At 41.8% G+C, this 18,468-nt stretch carries 14 protein-coding genes; 6 read left to right on the top strand and 8 right to left on the bottom strand.

The window, feature by feature from the left end; genetic code table 11:
- Positions 1 to 414: 414 nt before the first annotated feature.
- From mnhG to ACK4HU_RS06040, 7 genes are read right to left on the bottom strand one after another with little or no spacing between them, the layout of a single operon-like run.
- Positions 415 to 774, bottom strand: coding sequence for a monovalent cation/H(+) antiporter subunit G (gene mnhG, locus ACK4HU_RS06070; RefSeq protein ID WP_409804314.1), 360 nt, complete (start codon positions 772 to 774; stop codon positions 415 to 417).
- Complete coding sequence (locus tag ACK4HU_RS06065) at positions 767 to 1,039, bottom strand: cation:proton antiporter (RefSeq protein ID WP_409804312.1); 273 nt, start codon at positions 1,037 to 1,039, stop codon at positions 767 to 769. Before ACK4HU_RS06065 ends, mnhG begins: the two co-directional genes overlap by 8 nt.
- Positions 1,036 to 1,512, bottom strand: a complete 477-nt coding sequence (locus ACK4HU_RS06060) for a Na+/H+ antiporter subunit E (protein WP_409804309.1) — start codon at positions 1,510 to 1,512, stop codon at positions 1,036 to 1,038. The genes ACK4HU_RS06065 and ACK4HU_RS06060 overlap by 4 nt, the downstream gene beginning before the upstream one ends.
- 1 nt (position 1,513) lies before the next feature.
- A complete protein-coding gene (locus ACK4HU_RS06055) occupies positions 1,514 to 2,971 on the bottom strand; it encodes a proton-conducting transporter membrane subunit (RefSeq protein ID WP_409804307.1) in 1,458 nt (485 codons plus the stop codon).
- A gap of 56 nt (positions 2,972 to 3,027) precedes the next feature.
- Positions 3,028 to 3,381: a Na+/H+ antiporter subunit C gene (locus ACK4HU_RS06050; RefSeq protein ID WP_409804304.1), complete on the bottom strand. Its 354-nt coding sequence runs from the start codon at positions 3,379 to 3,381 to the stop codon at positions 3,028 to 3,030.
- Positions 3,382 to 3,383: 2 nt separating this feature from the next.
- Complete coding sequence (locus ACK4HU_RS06045) at positions 3,384 to 3,794, bottom strand: Na+/H+ antiporter subunit B (RefSeq protein ID WP_409804302.1); 411 nt, start codon at positions 3,792 to 3,794, stop codon at positions 3,384 to 3,386.
- Positions 3,795 to 3,810: 16 nt separating this feature from the next.
- A complete protein-coding gene (locus ACK4HU_RS06040) occupies positions 3,811 to 6,120 on the bottom strand; it encodes a putative monovalent cation/H+ antiporter subunit A (RefSeq protein ID WP_409804299.1) in 2,310 nt (769 codons plus the stop codon).
- 268 nt (positions 6,121 to 6,388) lie between these two features.
- On the opposite strand from ACK4HU_RS06040, the gene ACK4HU_RS06035 reads away from it, so the two are divergent.
- Entirely contained in the window at positions 6,389 to 6,988 is a 600-nt protein-coding gene (locus ACK4HU_RS06035; RefSeq protein ID WP_409804297.1) for a DUF1684 domain-containing protein, read from the top strand.
- Between the two features lie 30 nt (positions 6,989 to 7,018).
- Here the strand turns inward: ACK4HU_RS06035 and ACK4HU_RS06030 are convergent, their stop codons facing one another.
- Positions 7,019 to 8,326 (bottom strand): peptidoglycan DD-metalloendopeptidase family protein, encoded by a 1,308-nt coding sequence (locus ACK4HU_RS06030; protein WP_409804294.1) that lies wholly within the window; start codon positions 8,324 to 8,326, stop codon positions 7,019 to 7,021.
- Positions 8,327 to 8,692: 366 nt separating this feature from the next.
- Between ACK4HU_RS06030 and sbnA the strand changes: the two genes are divergently transcribed.
- The 5 genes from sbnA to ACK4HU_RS06005 all read left to right on the top strand — a co-directional run bounded on the left by sbnA (position 8,693) and on the right by ACK4HU_RS06005 (position 18,457).
- On the top strand, positions 8,693 to 9,718 hold the full coding sequence (gene sbnA / locus ACK4HU_RS06025) for a 2,3-diaminopropionate biosynthesis protein SbnA (RefSeq protein ID WP_409804292.1): 1,026 nt from the start codon (positions 8,693 to 8,695) through the stop codon (positions 9,716 to 9,718).
- A gap of 2 nt (positions 9,719 to 9,720) precedes the next feature.
- Positions 9,721 to 11,556 carry an FAD/NAD(P)-binding protein gene (locus tag ACK4HU_RS06020; RefSeq protein ID WP_409804289.1) on the top strand — a complete coding sequence of 612 codons (1,836 nt, stop codon included), beginning with the start codon at positions 9,721 to 9,723 and terminating at the stop codon, positions 11,554 to 11,556.
- Positions 11,540 to 12,985, top strand: a complete 1,446-nt coding sequence (locus ACK4HU_RS06015) for an alanine racemase (protein WP_409804287.1) — start codon at positions 11,540 to 11,542, stop codon at positions 12,983 to 12,985. The genes ACK4HU_RS06020 and ACK4HU_RS06015 overlap by 17 nt, the downstream gene beginning before the upstream one ends.
- A 625-nt stretch (positions 12,986 to 13,610) precedes the next feature.
- Positions 13,611 to 16,670, top strand: a complete 3,060-nt coding sequence (locus ACK4HU_RS06010) for a SusC/RagA family TonB-linked outer membrane protein (protein WP_409804284.1) — start codon at positions 13,611 to 13,613, stop codon at positions 16,668 to 16,670.
- A gap of 41 nt (positions 16,671 to 16,711) precedes the next feature.
- Positions 16,712 to 18,457, top strand: a complete 1,746-nt coding sequence (locus ACK4HU_RS06005) for a RagB/SusD family nutrient uptake outer membrane protein (RefSeq protein WP_409804282.1) — start codon at positions 16,712 to 16,714, stop codon at positions 18,455 to 18,457.
- Positions 18,458 to 18,468 lie beyond the last annotated feature (11 nt).

Here is an 18,468-nt window from a genome sequence, read left to right as displayed (position 1 = left end):
GCCGCATATTCCTCCCCTCCCTTTAATAACCTGAAATCCGGTGGCCGAGCGAAGTCGAGGCCATTTTGATCTACTGGCAAAGAAGCGTATATCCAAATTTTTTTAAAAGGTCATATGGAATCTTCGCATGACAGCCCCGATAGCCATCGGGGCATTTCTCTGTGTGACACCGCAGGGTCATGCTTGATTTCATGGGAGAAAATGTTTTCAGAAAAGGCTAAAATATACCATACCATATAACAGCAGAACCTTTTTTTAAATCATATAGTCACATCCATCAGGGTTTTTAGAAAACGCAAAGCATCAAAGAGATCTAAGTAAAAACCCTTTGTGCCTTATGTTTCTTTGTGTTTTAACCAGAAGGCACGAAACACATCAGGGTTTTTTGAAAACACAAAGCATCAAAGCGGAATTTTACTCTTCCTTGCTGCTTAAGGTATGGTCGGTTTTCTTGTATTTTCCTTTCAGCTCATCCAATACGGACTTTTTCCAAAGTGGCACTCCCGTGATGTAGGAGGCTCTGCTCAAGAGATGGGCTCCAACCGGTGCAGTCAACAAGATGAAAAAAACAATGGCCACGATTCTGGTACTGACAGAGGTTTCTTGAAAATATACGGCTACTGAAGCCAGCACCAGACCTATTCCAAGCGTGGCGGCTTTGGTGGTAACTGAAATTCGAAGGTAAAGATCAGGCATACGTACGAGTCCAACTGCGGCTAACAGGACAAAAAGTGAGCCCAAGGTTACCAAGATGATTATGATGATTTCATTCATTGTTTCGCTTTTTTTCGAGGTAAAAGGAGAAGGCCACTGTAGTAAGAAACGCAATTAATGCGAGAATCATGGCAATATCCAGAAAGGTAGACTGATCCACGATAATGCTGTAAACCGCAATAATGCCTATCCCTGTAGTGATCAGCAAATCCAAGGCGATCACCCGATCGGAAATACTTGGTCCCTTCAGAAATCGATAAAATATCAATACTACCGAGAGGGTAAGGATTGGCAAAATGACATAATATAAATAGTCGTAAATCATCTCAATATGGCTAATAACCTTCGTTCGAATCCATTCTTGATATCGTGAATAAATTTCTCTTTGTTGCCGATATACATCCCATGGATGTAGAGCACTTTTCGATCAGTAGAAATATCCAAACTGCAAGTGCCGGGCGTGAGGGAAATCAAATTGGCAAGGAGTGTAATTTCAAAGTCTGATTTGGCTTCCAGCGGATACCTTACTATGCCGGGTTTCATGTTACTCTTTGGCGTCATTACTTCTATTGCAACCTGAATATTCGCTTTGGTAAGCTCCTTTAAAAAAAAGAAAACAAAGCCAATTGTTTTAGGGGCTATTTTGAAGTATTTTCTCTTTTCCGAATTCAGATTAATGATCCACATGATCGCAAAACTCATCAGAAATCCAAAGAGCGTATTGGCAAGTGAGAAATTTCCACTCAAAGCTAACCACACAAAGGTCAAAAGCAGATTCATCAAAAACGGTGTCCTCATATTAGTTTGATTTATCTCCCAATACCACATTAATGTAACCACTCACATCGCTGAGTTCAATACTGATTCGTTCCGAAAGCGATTGTACCGGACCTGCTCCAAAACCAATTCCCAACGAAATTATGCCAAGGAAAATTATTGGAATCAGCATCAGAATTTTCTCTTGCTGAGAGTGAGCCTCAAAAAACCGAAATGGAAAGGTTGAGGTTACGACTTCTTTTTTCTTCCAAAATACCTCCGCCCATACCTTGGCGATGATAAACAGGGTAATAAAACTTGCAAAAAGAAGGAAGCCAATCAATACATAATTTCCAGTTTCCAATCCTCCCATAATGAGCGAAAGTTTTGGCCAAAAACCTGATAATGGAGGAATACCGACAAGAGAAAATAATGGTACAGCCATGAGCAAACTCAACATTGGATATCGGGAATACATGTCGCCCATTCGCTTGATATTGCTTGTCCCATTGATCCGGTAGAGCAAGCCTCCGACCATGAAGAGATTTGCTTTCACGACGATATCATGAATCATGTAGAATATAGCTCCTGTGAGGGCAATTGTGGAACCCATTCCAAGTCCCGCTACCATGAATCCAATATGGCAGATGATGAGATAGGAGAAAATCTTTTGCAGGTTGCGCTGGACTAAAGCTCCCACAGCGCCACTGAAAAGAGTAAGGATTGCAACTCCCATGATGATGTTTTCCAGGAATGGATCGAGCGTGAAAATCAGAGTAAACACACGAATCATCGCATAGACTCCGACTTTTGTCAACAATCCTCCAAAGATGGCCGCAACAGCATGGGGAGGCGTATGATAGGAGGCTGGCAGCCAGAAGTAAAGCGGGAATACGGCAGATTTAATCCCGAATCCCACAAAGAAAATCATCGCGCAGATGTTGACCAATGTTTTGTCCTCTATTGCAGCTATTTTCAATGAGAGATCGGCCATGTTCAGTGTACCTGTAATCCCATAGAGCACGGCAATGGCGGTCAAAAAGATAATGGATGCCAAAATATTGAGCGTAAAATATTTAACTGCACCTTCTATCTGCGCTTTTTCTCCACCGATGGTGAGCAGGACAAAAGAGCTGATAATGATGATCTCAAACCACACATAAAGGTTGAATATATCACCTGCCAAGAATGACCCGCATAATCCCATAAACAGAAAATGAAGAATGGGAAAGAATCCAAATCTCGCTCGTGCATTAACCACAGATCCGGCAGCGAATATTGAAATAGCCATTCCGACAATCCCAGTAAGCAATACCAGCGTTGCAGAAAAGGTGTCTGAGACCAAAGTGATACCAAAAGGAGCTTCCCAATTGCCAGCCTGCATGACCAAAGTGCCCTTTTGCCACACCTGACTGAAAAGCGCAATAGAAAAGATCAGTGCGATACCGCTTCCAATAATGCTGAAAATTCGCTGTGCCATTACTTGCTTCCAAAGAAACATCAGGGTCACAGAGATTAGAAACTGAATAAGGATGGGGGCTATTACTAAATATGGACTCACGCGTTTTCGTCGGTTGTGTTCATTTCGTCCAGATCATCAGTCTTTACCACTTTATAGGCTCTCTTCAGGAGCACTATCGCAAAAGATTGCAATCCGAAACTGATAACAATGGCTGTTAATATCAAGGCTTGTGGTAGAGGGGCTGCAAAAGCTTCACCCAAAGCATAGGCATCATCCGGGATCACGGGAGGCTTGCCTTTGGTAATTCCTCCCAAAAGAAAAATCAGAAGATTAACTCCATTTCCAAGCAGAATTAGTCCCAAAATCAATTTGACCAGGCTTCGTCTCAGAATCATATAAATTCCTGCTGCATAGAGTATTCCTGTCATCAGGGCAAGTAGGATTTCCATAATCAGGCAGATTCAGATATGGTGAAAATAATAGTCAGCGTGACCCCGATCACGACAAGATACACTCCGATATCAAAAAAGAGTGCACTTCCGATCATTCCGATGACTGGAATTGGATCGTTATACCATAATCCAGTCATAAAAGGTAAACCAAAAATGGCTGGAGCAAGCCCGCTCACCACAGCCAAAGTCAAACCTACCGGCATCAAAAATCCCGGATGCGTTCGAAGAAGTGATTTGGTGTTTTCCAATCCATTGGCAAAAGCATGCAAGACAAAGGCTATCGAAGCGATTAAGCCTCCGATGAATCCACCTCCAGGAAGATAATGTCCTCTAAGGGTAATAAACACTGAAAATAACAGCAAGAGTGGCAAAAGATAATTCGATGCAGTTCGTAGAATTAGAGTCTTCATAGCGGTATTTATCAGGTTATCGGATTCTCTCCCTACTTTTCAATCGTAATTTCATCAGTCCAAATACGCCCATTGCAGCGATTACCAAAACAGTAATTTCAACAATGGTGTCCATTCCTCTGAAGTCCACTAAAATCACATTGACGACATTTTTTCCTTTGGCAAGTTTGTATGCATTAGCTGAGTAATAATCGCTAACCTCCGATACCATCGGTTGGGAAAGGACTCCCAGGGCAAGCCAAGTGATCATTCCTCCAAACCCCAGCGCAACAATGCCATCCCGAATACGAACTTTAGTATCGGAAAATTTAAGATACTTGGGTAGTCTATAAAGTACTAATACAAATAGAATCACAGTCAGTGTATCGATGGCAAACTGCGTCATGGCAAGGTCCGGGGCACTATAAAAGACAAAGAGCAGACACAGGGAATAGCCGACTACCCCCATCGCGGCCACGGCAGTTAATCGAGAACCAGTGAATACAGTGTAGACAATAGCGCAGAGCATGATCGCTACGATAGCCGTTTCATACACAGTAAGTTCCAGTAATTGACTTAGGTCCAATTGAGGCCGGAAGTTTCCACTCATTCCATAGCCGATTAATGCCATGAGAAAAAGTAGGATAACCAAAATGTAGTTTCTCAAATAACCATTCTGTACCACACCTGTCCATAGGGATGAAAAGCTGACAGTGATAGATCCTAATCCCTCAAAAAAGGCTAAAGGCGAATATTTTTCCCATTTCAGGATAAATTCCTCCCGTTTCAAACTTGGTTTCAATAGGAAAAACAATCCTAAGCCGAGTCCAATGGTAATTGCACTCAGCGCAAGTACAAGATTGAATCCATGCCACAGCTTCAAGTTCACGCCCATGTCCGGAATATTCAAGGCTAGTAGGGCAGGGGCAATTAAGGAGTCGTTAATCAATCCCGGAGCTAATCCGATGACAATGCAAAGAATTGCCAGAATCAATGCAGGAACCCAAAGTCTTGGAGACCCGGGTTTCAGGTCTTTGTATTTTTCCGGTAGTGGCCCCATAAATGGACGAACTCCAGCCATAAATCCGGCAAAAAGGAGCATTATGTTGGTGCTAACTAAGGCGATGGTGGAAATCAATGGGAGTATTCCGGAATGAAGAGAAGCTTCATAAATCAGGTCTTTGCCGATAAAGCCAAAGCTCGGCGGAATCCCTGCGTTGGAAAGTGCAGCTAAAAAACCGGCTATTGCTACGGGGAGCATCACTTTGCGAAGACCTGAAAGTTGACTCACACTACGGGTATGCGCCGCATGGTCTATAATCCCCGTCATGAGGAATAAGGTGGCTTTATACAAGGCGTGAACAAGGACAAATACCAAGGCCGCAAGCATCGCTTCATTTGTCCCTAATCCGATCAGAAAAACCAAAACGCCTAGTGCCGAAACAGTGGAGTAGGCCAAGATGCTTTTCAAATCATCTCTGAAAAGTGTTTGAAATGCCGCATAAACCATCGTCGCTCCACCCACAACCCATAAACTGTAATGCCAGAATTCCGAACCCGAAAATGCAGGGCTCAATCGGAATAGGAGGTAAATACCTGCCTTGACCATCGTGGCAGAGTGCAGGTAAGTTGAAACCGGAGTAGGTGCCTTCATTGCACCAGGTAACCAAAAATGGAAAGGGAACTGCGCCGATTTGGTAAATGCGGCTCCAAAAACCAGACAGACTAAGGCAATGTAGAATCCATGTCCCTGAACGAGGGTGGAGGATTGGATAAAGTCAATGATGCTGAAGCTATCCGTAATTCCATGAATGACCAGTCCTGCTGCCAAAAGGCTAAGTCCTCCAAGGCCTGTGACTGCAAGCGCAATTAAGGCTGATTTTCTGGAAGCGGGATCCTCATTATTGAATCCGATCAGGAAAAACGAACTTATACTCGTGAGTTCCCAAAAGAGAAAGAGCGTGATGAGGTTTTCTGAAAGGACCAAACCAAGCATTGCACCCATGAAGAGGCAGAGGTAGCCAAAAAACCGATCGAGGTATTGGTGACCTTTGAGGTAATAGGAAGTGTAGATAAATACCAGCGTACCGACTCCTGTGATCATCAAAGCGAAGATCAAAGACAGCCCATCCAGGTTGAAATTGAGATTTATACCTAATTGTGGTACCCATTGATTTCGCTCCAGAATTGTTCCAGAAGCGGATATTTGAGGGATTTGAAGCAAGAAATAGGTGAAAAGAGCAGCTGGTAAAAGAGAAATCAAAAAGCTCCACTTTCCCTTCAATACCTTTCCCATCGGAAGAAGGAAAATAGCGAAAACAAAGCTGGAAAGGACTGCTATAAGCATAGAATCTAGTTGGTAATTTTTTTCAATTTATAATAATTTGACCAGCCTCGAAACTGGATATTGAAATCAAGTTGAAAAATCTTCAAACCATTAAAATTTGTTTATTCCATTGAGTGTGATTTAAAAAATCAGTCACTAATTTTTTGAAGTGGTTTTTAGCATTTCTAAGCATAAGACCGGACGAAATTTTTTATACTGAGTTTTTTAAAATCAATGAAAACATTGGTTAGTTTCAATTCTCATTAATTTAAAAAATACTCCCAATAACATGTTTCAACGACTTACACTTTTCCTTTTTTCTTTTCTGATTTGCCTGGGTTCTTTTGCCCAGAGCTATCAGGATTCTCTTTTGAATTTTCAACTTAAATTAAATAAAGATTTTGCAGATCCTGTAGCTTCCCCTTTAAGAATTGATAAATTAAACAGATTTGAAGGCTTGCCCTTCTTTCCAATCAATGAATCCTATAGAGTAAAAGCGAAACTGGAGATTTTGCATCCAGCCAGTCCTTTTCAATTGAAAACAAGTGATAGTCAATTAAGAGATTATGATCGGTATGCAATCGCAAAGTTCACTTTGGAAGGTAAAGAATACGAACTGACGATTTACCAAAATACGGTGAATAAATTAAAGCCGGGTGAAGAAAACGGCTTGTTTTTACCTTTCACGGACTTGAGCAATGGAAAAGAATCCTATGGCGGAGGTCGGTATTTGGATCTTGAAATTCCGGCTGGAAGTATTCTGGAGATAGATTTCAATAAAGCTTACAATCCTTACTGTGCCTACAGTAGCCGATATTCCTGTCCAATTCCGCCTAAAGAGAATGATCTTCCTGTGGAAATACTTGCGGGAGTGATGTATGAGAAATAAAAGACTTGTTGACTGATTATTTTTTGAATGTTATTTCCCTCGCTTGCTCGAAATAAAATACAGATTTTCATCCCCATCCCTGATCAAATCAAAGTCGAGATATGAACCTATTTTGACAAAATTCTCCAAGGCCACATAAATAGAGTCAGACGGTGCTGTAAATGGATCGCGGAAACCATAAGCGGCACTGTCTGATATTGCTGTTTCCTTCGGTACTTGGAGCAGGCTTGCAGACAAAAACCCTTTAATTCCTGAAGGACTACGCACCTGATACCAAGTGCCAACGGCAGACTCTATAGTTAGCGGAGTGGAAATGGAGAGTTTTTCCAAACTGGCAAATGCCGTAGAAGGTCCTAGTCGAAGATTTGCCGTAGTAGAATTTACCAGCATCACCTTATGTTCTAGGGATAAATTACCAGTAACAGCTTGGGTATAGTTATCCTTTACCACTGGGTAGGGGTCAAAAGCCCCTCGGCTGTAAATACCAAAATGTAGATGAGGAGCTGTGGTGATTGCATTGCCTGTATTGCCTACAAAACCTAGCGTATCGCCCGGATTAACGCGTTGAAGGGTGTTCACGGTCTGACTGTCTAAGTGCGCAAAATACAGATTCCAACCCCGTTTCGTATCCCGAAGCCAAACTTGCTTTCCTCCGAGTCCGGTCTCTTTGACAGAACCCACCACCCCTGAAACAGGAGCTATGACGGGAGTTCCGCGACTGGCGAAAATATCAATTCCCTCGTGTTTTCTGGCTCCTCCATCTCTTCCTGCTCCCCAAAAACTTTGAATAGCTGCGCTGGTTTTACCTTGCACTGGAAAAACCCCATACGTGGTTCGGTTTTCAATAATCAGGTTGAAATGTCCCTCTGCCATAAGCTCAGGCTGAATCCGAATAAAATAAATTCCTGTCTGCTCCGCTTCAAATTTTATCGCACGATCAAAAGAAGTTATCGCCACCTCTTCTTTCATGGATTGGGCCTCGATTATATCTATAAAAACTCTGCTACTATCCTGACTTTCCCAATTAAGGGCAACCTGCAGCGTCGCGCCTTTTTGTAAGTTCAGTTGCCAGGCATTTGCCTCTACAGACTTTGATTTGAACGTGCCTCGGACTGCCGCCGGAATTTCAAGTTGAGGTGGATTTTCCAGCGCTTCAGCACCGGCCGCAAACCATCTTCTGCCCATAATACTATTATCGATCCTGGAGGCTTTCAATTGCTGCATGTAGCGTTCCTTTTCTGTCTTTGGAGAAAAAATCCCTAAAGTTTGACGCTTGCAGGATGCCATTGCTAAAGTGATAAAGAGAATAAGGAATATACTTTTGATGCTTTTATTCATTATTAGTTAGGTATAATGGAATGGATTGGCCTGCTTTTATAGTCTCAATCATTTTTCTGGAATAGTTATTCTAAAGTGATTTTTAAAAAATTTTTTAATAGGAGAAACATTGCTTTCCGTTTTTCTTTCTACAACGAAAAGCATTTCGTTAAGGTCCAATTATTCATTCAGAAACCACAAAATGAGGTTTCTACGCCACATTTATCCTGTATTTCTATATCAATGATTTTGGCTTTGGTTATATTTTTAAAATAGAGTTGGCCGCTAAAATGAATTCAGTGCACTTTAGATGGTATGTGAAGAGCAAAACTAAATCAATACTAAACCTAGAACAGCTATAGCACGGCGATTGCAAATTTCCAGCTTATGGAAAAGGAAAGCCCAAAAAACTCAGTGCTGAGTAAATTCAATTCATCTGTCACAGATAAAAAAACGCCATTCGGAATTTTGGATTGTATCGGAAATACGCCTTTGGTTTTATTGAAGCGACTTTTTTCATCCGCATCGATCCAATTGTATGGTAAAATGGAAATGTTTAATCCGGGAGGAAGTATCAAAGACCGCACGGCTTTTAATATCATTACCAAAGCCATAGAAAGTGGCGAAATCAATGGATACACAACCATAATTGAATCTACCTCTGGAAATATGGGGATTGGTTTGGCCAGGATTTGTCATTACTATGGACTTCGGCTGATCCTTGTGACCGATCCACATATCAATCCTTTGACAGAAAAGATTCTGAAAACCTTCCAGGCTGAAATAGTAAAGGTGCATCAAAATGATGGAATGGGCGGCTATTTAAAAAGCCGGTTGGAAAAGGTGGAGGAACTGCTTTCATTAGAATCCAATTCATTTTGTCCGGATCAGTATCATAATTTCAACAGTCCTTTGGCGCATGTTGAAACCTACAGGGAAATATGCGAAAGCCTCGGAAAGGCACCGGATTACATTTTTATAGCCACTAGCACATGTGGGACGTTGAGAGGATTTGCCGAGGCCGCAGCTGAAAGGAATGAATTCCCAAAATTGATCGCGGTAGATGCTGAAGGCAGTGTAGTGTTCGGTCGTGAACCTAATGTTCGGATTATTCCGGGAATGGGAGCCAGCAGACCCTCGGATTTTTTGATTAGAAACCAAGTTGCCGATGTGATACATATCTCGGATCGAGCGTGCATCGAAGGTTGCCAAATGCTTCTTGATCTGGAGAGTATTTTGGCGGGAGGATCCTCGGGAGCGATTGTGATGGCTTTAGAAAAGATGTTACCTAATATCCCCGCAAATTCTACAGTCGTAGCTCTTTTTCCAGATAGCGGAGAAAGATACATGGATACGATATTTTCAGATTCATGGGTTGAGGAAAAATTTGGAGTAGTAAACGAAATGGTATAATTATGATTTGGAACTCAAAAAATATTTCTTCCCAAATAAATCAGGCAGAGACTTTTATTGATGAGTACATTTTCAGCCAATCTCTCCCGGATTTTGCGGACAAGTCAATTTTCCGTACCGGAATTATTGGAGGTGGACCAAAGGGTCTATATGCACTGGACACCCTTCTGAATTCCTTGGCAACAGTGGACCTGGAGGAGGCTATTGAGATCTATTGGTTTAATGAAGGCACCAACTTCGGCTGTGGACCGAATTTCGATCCTCACCAGCCTGACTATCTTTTGATAAATACCTGTATTGGCCAAATAGACGCATGGAATAGAGACACTGAAGAATCTGTTGATACAGACTTTCCGAATCTGGTCCAATGGTTGAAAAGTATGACTACCTGTTCTTCACATGTACGCCCGACAGATTTCGCCTCCCGAGCATTGGTGGGCCGGTACCTTCAGGAAGTTGCCTGCCGGGTGATCAAATCTGTTCCTGCACATGTCAAACTCTTTTTATTAGTAGACTCTGTCCAAGAAATTAAGGAATGCGATGGATTCAGGCTGAGATTATCAAGGGGAGAATTTCCATTTCCGATGGACAATATTTTGATGACTACAGGTCATTGTTATTCCAATTCATGTTTGATAAATGATGGTGAAAATTTCCTTCAGAGCAAAACCTACTTCTCCGGAGTCTGGACAGCGGATCGGTTGGATAGTATCGAACCTGGAAGCAGGGTAGGAATAGCCGGAATGGGATTAACATTCATCGATATCTCGCTACACTTGACAGAAGGTAGAGGAGGGGCTTTCGTTGAAAATGGCGACTACATTCCCAGTGGGAGAGAACCTATTATTTATCCATTTTCAAGAAGTGGGCAGCCCATTCTTCCCAGAACCGCTGCATTCGGTTCCGGGAGATATCAGCTTCAGTTTCTGAATAAAGAGTGGTTGCAAGAATTCCGAAAAGATCATGATTTGCGAAAAGTTGATTTTTTCGAAGAAATTCTCCCGCTGATAGAAAGGGAAATATCATTCGCATATTACCGAACTCTGATTGGCACTGCAAATCCCGAGGCTATTGACATTTTCCTTTCCGATATTCATCCCTCTGAAAAATTCGATCTCCACCGACTTCTTTTTGGGATGATAGAGGGTGGTGGAAATAGGCATCAAACTATTCTGGATTTTTTGGAAAATGTGGTGATTAAATCAAAACAAGGAGAGCTGAATAGTCCTCTTCTTGCAGCCATGGCTGTGTGGAGGGAAGCAGTATCCCTGGTTGGAGAAGTTTACTCACATGGCGGACTTACAGGTGATTCACAGCGGAAACTTGACCACTCGCTATTAGGGGCATTTAACCGGACAAGTTTTGGTCCCCCGGTGGAAAACATGAAAAAGATCCTGGCACTTGCCAAAGCTGGAATCATCCAATTTGATGTCGGAGCCGGAGTAGAAGTGACTATAAATAGTCAAAATGGATACGTATTGACCTCAGGAAAAGCCACTCAAAACATTGATTTTTTAATTGATGCCAGAGTAGCTAGACCTCAGATCGAAAAGGAAAATTCTCCCTTATACCGGCAACTTTTGGAGACTAATCTAATTGAACCCTACTCAAATGAAGGCTATTTGCCGGGCTGTGTGAGCATGGATATCAGTGGTCAAACAACAGTTAATTCACCGAATTCCCCAGCCATTTTTTTCTATGGTAGCAATACCGAAGGGGTTTTGTTGGACAATGATTCTCTATCGAGAACCAGAAATAATCTGGCAAAACCTTGGGCTGAATTTGCTCTTAATCAATTCATAAAGTTAAAATATACTCAAAATGAACTTTCATTCTGATACTGGTTTCCTGCCACTGACACCCCACATTCACCCATGGGTAAAAGATCTATTAAAAAAAAAGGAGGTGCTGGCAAAGCGGATTAAGGAGGAAGATTCTCCAATTAATATCCATTCTCTGGAGCCCTTTGTGGAAAATATCCAGAGCTTTCAGAAAGTATTTCAAAAATACGAATTGAATCACTGTATTTATTTTGCAAGAAAAGCCAATAAATGCATCTCATTGGCAAAAAAGGCTTTCGACTATGGTCAAGGAGTAGATACAGCCAGTTTTCGCGAATTGAAACAATGTCTCGATGCTGGGATTCCTGCCAAGGCTTTACTGGTGACAGCCGCTGTAAAAAACAGAAAACTCCTTGAATTGGCAGTCGAAAATCAAGTCACTGTGGTCATTGACAACAGGGATGAATACCAACTCCTAAATCACATTGCCCAAGAAATGCAGAAGGAAGTTACAGTAGTCATCCGAGTGTCAGGATTTATATTAAATCAAAAGCTATTGCATTCCAGATTTGGGTTTTCAATGAATGAAGCGCAAGATTTAATCGAGGAGTTACACCGGCAAGATGGCTTGCTGAAATACATTGGGCTCCATTTCCACCTCAACGGATATGCGGTAGATGAGCGAGTCGCTGCTATCGAACAATGTATTGAATTGATAGATAGGCTCCAAAATGAGGGAATAATGACATACTCCCTGGATATAGGAGGAGGTTTTTTGGTGAATTACTTGAAGGACCACTCACAATGGGAAGCTTTTCAAAGTGAACTGAAACTAGCCGTGCAAGGGCAACGATCTCCGCTAACGTATCAAAACGATTCTTTGGGGATCATTAAAACAGCTATCGGTATCCAGGGTGAACCGCTAGTATATCCCTATTCCAACGCCAACTATAGAGAACTTTTTTTGGACAGAATTCTCAAATCAGACTCTGAAATCTTCCACAAGCCAATCCATAAATTAATAAAACAACGCAACCTCGAGCTAAGGATAGAACCGGGAAGATCCTTGGTTGATCAAGCAGGCGTGACAGTCGCTGCTGTCGTTTTCAGGAAGTGGGATACCTCAGGAGAACTTCTGATAGGTCTGGAAATGAACCGCTCCCAACTTCGAAGTTCGAGTGCTGATTTTTTGCTTGATCCGATTCATATCTGCTTGAAGTCCGACGATAAAAAGCAAAAGACTTGTTATGGATTTCTTGTGGGTGAATATTGTCTAGAGCAGGAGCTAATACTAAAGCGCAAATTGAAGTTTGAAAAATTTCCGGAGGTGGGAGATTTGATAGTTTTTCCAAATACAGCCGGCTATATGATGCATTTTTTTGAATCAGAAGCTCATCAATTCAAACTTGCCGAGAATTTATTTTATGATCGAAAAGAAGAAATTCTGAGATCTGATAGAGAGATTTTATCTAAAAGTTTGACCTGAATTTTTTATTTCTCAGTCAATTGACTTTCTCAACATCTGTCACCTGACCTGCCTTTGCGGGTAGGTAGGCATCCAACCCAAAGGAGTTATTAAATTTGCTTTCCGGCAGAATAGTGAACGATTAGATGTTCATATGATTATAATTTGATTTTTAAAGGCCACATAGCCTGTCCCGAACTCGATTCGGGAGAATCTTCGCATGGTGGATAATCATCCCAGTGTGTGACGTTCTGGTCATGCTTGATTTCATATGATTATAATTTGATTTTTAAAGGCCATATAGCCTGTCCCGAACTCGATTCGGGAGAATCTTCGCATGCATTATAATCATCCCTCTGTGTGTCGCTTTGGGTCATGCTCGATTTCATATGATTATAAATTGTTTTTTAATTGTCACATGGAATGCCCTGAATAATCATACCCTGTGTGATCACGTGCGTATGGGATCATGGGCATTTCATGTTAACAATTCCCTAATGCAAAATTGAATTATTGTTCAACATCGAAGGGGTTTTTTAAAATTTTACTCGAAGTAACTTCATGATCAATTAATTTTTACTACGCTTACAAGCATTTCCCAGCATCTAATTTTGAGGTTTAGACATCCTTTTAAACCTTTTAAAATATGGGAAATTTTACTCTTGGGCAGACACGAAAAATGCACCGATTACGCATAGTCTGCAGTATGGTCTTTTTATCATGGGGATTTGTAGGAGTTCAGGCTATGGCCTTACCTGCGCCTTCGGATATGAGAGACTTGGCATTAGTCACCGGTACTGTCAAAGATGAGACAGGAGCACCTTTACCCGGAGCAGCAATTCTTGTGAAAGGAACAACAAACGGGACCATTACAGATCTTGACGGGAAATTTTCGCTTGATGTCGATCCGAATGCCATTCTTGTGATTTCTTACTTAGGGTATTCACCGAGAGAGGTATTAGTAAATGGGCAATCAACGCTTTCTATTCAACTGAACCCAGAAAGCTCGCAACTAAACGAGATCGTTGTAGTCGGCTACGGTACACAGAAGCGATCTGATGTGACAGGTGCAATTGGTTCCGTTAAAAGTGAAAACTTCAATAAAGGAGTAATCTCTAACCCAGTGGATCTTTTGCAGGGAAAAGTTGCAGGAGTTAACATCACTTCTGTTAGTGGGGAACCTGGAGCAAATCAAAATGTGATTATCAGAGGAATTGGAAGTTTGCGTTCAGGAACGCAGCCACTCTATGTTATTGACGGCTTTTTGTTGGATAACTCCAGCACAGGAGTTGCCACCAACCCGCTCAGCTTCTTAAATCCCAATGACATCGAAAGTATAGATGTATTGAAAGACGCCAGCGCCACCGCACTATATGGTTCAAGAGCATCCAATGGGGTCATCGTAATTACTACAAAGAAAGGTAAAGCGGGTACCTCTCAGGTAAATCTGTCTGCATCTACTGCTTGGTCATCCATGGCTAATCAAATCAATGTTTTTGGGGCAGATGAGTTTCGTCGTCAGGTAGTGGCAGTAGGTGGAGCCTTGGAGGATTTTGGAGGAAATACCAATTGGCAGGATGAATTGACTCAGGTAGCATTATCTCAGGATTACAATTTATCCATGAGTGGAGCCAACATCGAGAAATTTTCCTATTTCGCTTCCCTTGGGTATCAAAACCAAGAGGGTATTTTGAAAAACAGCAATTTGAAGCGCTATTCAGGGAAGCTGAATATGAATCAAAAAGTCTTTGAGGGAAGGCTTCTTATTGATTACAATCTTACAGCAGCCCATACAGAGAACTTACGTCCAAATATCGGATCCACGATCAGCGATATGCTGTACTTGAATCCTACAATTCCTGCCTTTACCGATGGCGAACCGACCTTGCTTAATACCAATGCCTTGAATCCGCTTAAGCGATATGAGCTCTTCAGTGATGATGCAGCAAACAACCGGATTTTAGGAACGATTTCTCCTTCTTTCGAAATTTTTAACGGACTTACCTACAAACTAAATCTTGGGGTGGATTATTCCAACACTAGTAGATTTATCCAAAATAGACCATTCAAAGAAGTAGTTAATGAATCTAATATTAATATTGGCACCTTGGAGGAATTGACCTCTGCCAATACCAATACCTTGGTGGAAAATACCTTAAACTATAATTGGAACAAGAATAGTCACAATTTCACAGTATTAGCTGGTCATTCTTATCAGACATTTTTGGACGAATTCAGAGGCACTTCTGCCAGAGGATTTGCTGCTAACAATATCGAACCGAGATATCAGGACCAAAACAGCACCGGTGAATTCCCTACGACAATCAATGCATCTGCAATTCGGAATGAATTACAATCGTTTTTTGGCCGATTAAACTACGTTTACAACGAGCGGTATTTGTTTACTGCCACCTTCCGTGCAGATGGCTCTTCCAAGTTTGGTGAGAATAATCGATATGGCTACTTTCCTTCATTTGCAGCAGGCTGGAATTTGAGTAAAGAGGGCTTTATGGCCAACTCCGGTTTCAACAACTTGAAACTCCGTGCCAGCTGGGGCCAAACAGGTAATCAGGAGATTCCTTCCAAAATTACCAAGGCAAGTTTTTCCGAAGATCGATTGGCCACGGGTGCCGGTAGTTTGAACACATACCCTATTGATACGGATGGTAGGACACTAGATGACTATCCCTATGGAATTGTTTTTACCCGTCTGGCAAATCCGGATTTGCAGTGGGAGGTTTCGACTCAATTTGATATAGGATTTGACTTTGCGCTATTTGATTATCGATTGTCCGGAACTGTGGATTATTTCAACAAAGTATCCTCCAATATCCTATTGGAAGTAGTTCCGGCAGATCCAATTCAGCCTACTTCGACTTACTGGGATAATATCGATGGTATGAAGATTTTCAACAGTGGCCTTGAACTGGCTTTGAATTACAGCAGTAAGCCACAGCGTGCTTTCTCGTATGAAATAGGTGGAAACATCACATTCATCAAAAATGAAGTAAAAGATTCTCCTTATTCGGTTTTGACAACCGGAGCAGCTCAGGGTGCAGGCCAAACGGGAGCTACCATAAATGGCTACATCAACAATCAACCTATCGGAGCATTTTATATGCTCCAGTTTGATGGAATCGCAGAAAATGGCTTGAACAGATTTGTGGATATCAACGGAGATGGAGAAATCTTGGACAATGACCGAAGTGTGGTGGGAAGTGCTATTCCTAAAATAATCTACGGCATCAACTCCAATTTCAGATTCAAGAATTTTGACTTAGGACTGAACTTCAACGGGGGAGCCGGAAATATGATCTATAACCACACGACCATGTCCCTTTTCACCAAGGCTCAACTTTCCAGATCCAACAACACGACAGATTTTGCAACCCAATTCCCGGGAGAATCCTTCAACAATTCCAATACAGTCTCTACCCGATTCTTGGAGAGTGGAGCTTTCTTTAGGTTGAACAATGCTACCCTTGGTTACAATTTGAGCCCAAGCCTGATCGGAATGAATAATTCATTCCAAAATATCCGACTTTCTGTCACAGGTCAAAATTTATTTGTGATCACAGATTATACCGGATTTGACCCTGAAGTCAATACAGGAGCTACTTCGGGTGGTATTCAGACCTTTGGTATCGATCGGTTCACCTACCCAAGGGCTAGGACATTCATGGTTAATTTGAATTTAACATTCTAAAAAAATAGATAAGTCAAAATCTTCCAGAAAATAAGATAAAAATGAAAACTATAAATTTCAATAAATTATTAACAACAGCTGCCTTTTTACTTGCCTTTTTGAGCTGTACGACATTAGAGGAAGAAATTCTCGATGAGTCGCTGACAGGAACTGGACAGGCTGAAATTGTAAGCGGATCCATTGCACCTGTGTATGGTATGCTGCGTCAGGTGTGGCTACACACTACTAATTTTGGCCTTCAGGAAGTCGCTTCTGATGAGGGAATTCTTCCATATCGAGGTGGCACGGACTGGTTTGATGGGGGTAAATTTATTGCCGTACACCAGCATCTTATGACACCCACCAATTCTTTGGTCGGGGATTCGTGGACCTTTATCACCTTGGCTTTGTCAAGAGCAGTGGCAGCACAGGAACAATTGGGATTGGAAGTGAAAAATGGTAATACAAGAGCCCAAAATCCACTCTACGAGATGGTGGCAATGAAAGCTTACCTGAATATGTTGGCATTGGATAACTGGGGACTTATTTTCAAAAAAGAACGCTCATCACAGCAAACAGAAATTCTCAGAGGACAAGAAGCTTTCAATCATATCGAGTCCGAACTACTTTCGGTTGTCAATGTGATCAGCAACTCAAATGGTCCGGGTAGAATGAATAAGTCAGCAGTGGAGGCATTGTTGGCTCGTCTGTATTTGAATGCTGCTGTCTATCGTGATCCATACGGAACTCCGAATTTCAAAGCAGAGGACATGGACAAAGTTATCCAATACACGAACAGTGTAATAAACGCAGGCTATACCTTGTCACCAGAATACTTCGCTTTGTTCAATGATGACAACAATACTAATAAGGAAATCATCTTTTCACTTGATCAGCGGGGAGTACTTCAGACCGAACATAGTAGATGGCAATATTGGTCTATTTCCGGAGATTTGATTCCAAGACCTGAATTTCCCAATACAAGGGGTACGGACGCGGTAGCGGTTACCCCAAGCTTTATTCAAACTTGGTACGATGCTTATGGAAATGTGGATCCTGCTGTCGCGGATGCCCGATTCTTTCAAGAAAACACTAAGATTCCTGCAAACCTTAGAAACCTTGCCGGTGTAAATCCCACCAACGATGCAGATCATTATTACTGCGTAGATGCCAAAGAATTCGAGATTGACCGCGGAATCCTTCGAAACATTATTTGGGGTCCCAGAAGAGATGCAGGTGGAAATATCTTGAGATGTCCGGATGGTAAAGTGCGAATCTACCCTGTGATTAACAGAAGAAGCAGCGGGGCGAATATCCGTTATGTAGATCATACCTTTCAGGTAAACTTTTCCAATGAAGGAAGTCTTCACAATACAGGACATCGATTCTCTAAATATCAATTCAGCAGAACTGCTCCAAACTGCTGCAGCAACAGTAGTGTGGATATTGTCTTGATCCGATTAGGTGAAGTATATCTTATGCGTGCCGAAGCTAAGTTGAGAAAAGGCGATAATGCTGGAGCACTTGCCGATGTCAACACCCTTCGAACCTCAAGAAGCGCTCGTCCAGCTCAGAGACCTGCTCCATTGACTTCCATAGATTTGAATACCCTTTTCCGTGAGTCTGGCTTTGAATTGTATTGGGAAGGTCTCAGAAGAACTTATCAAATCAGATTTGGAAAATACGAAGACAGCTGGACAGAGAAGAATGATCGAGATGTCAACAAGCGACTATTTCCTGTTCCACAAAGAGCAATCGATGGAGCTTCAAACATAGAGGGATTCTTGGTGCAAAATCCTGGTTATTAAAACACTCAATT

Origin of the sequence: Algoriphagus sp. (assembly GCF_046296635.1) — a bacterium.
Taxonomy (GTDB): domain Bacteria; phylum Bacteroidota; class Bacteroidia; order Cytophagales; family Cyclobacteriaceae; genus Algoriphagus.
Note: the sequence above shows the minus strand (reverse complement) of the source record. Positions and strands in the feature narration are given on the sequence as shown.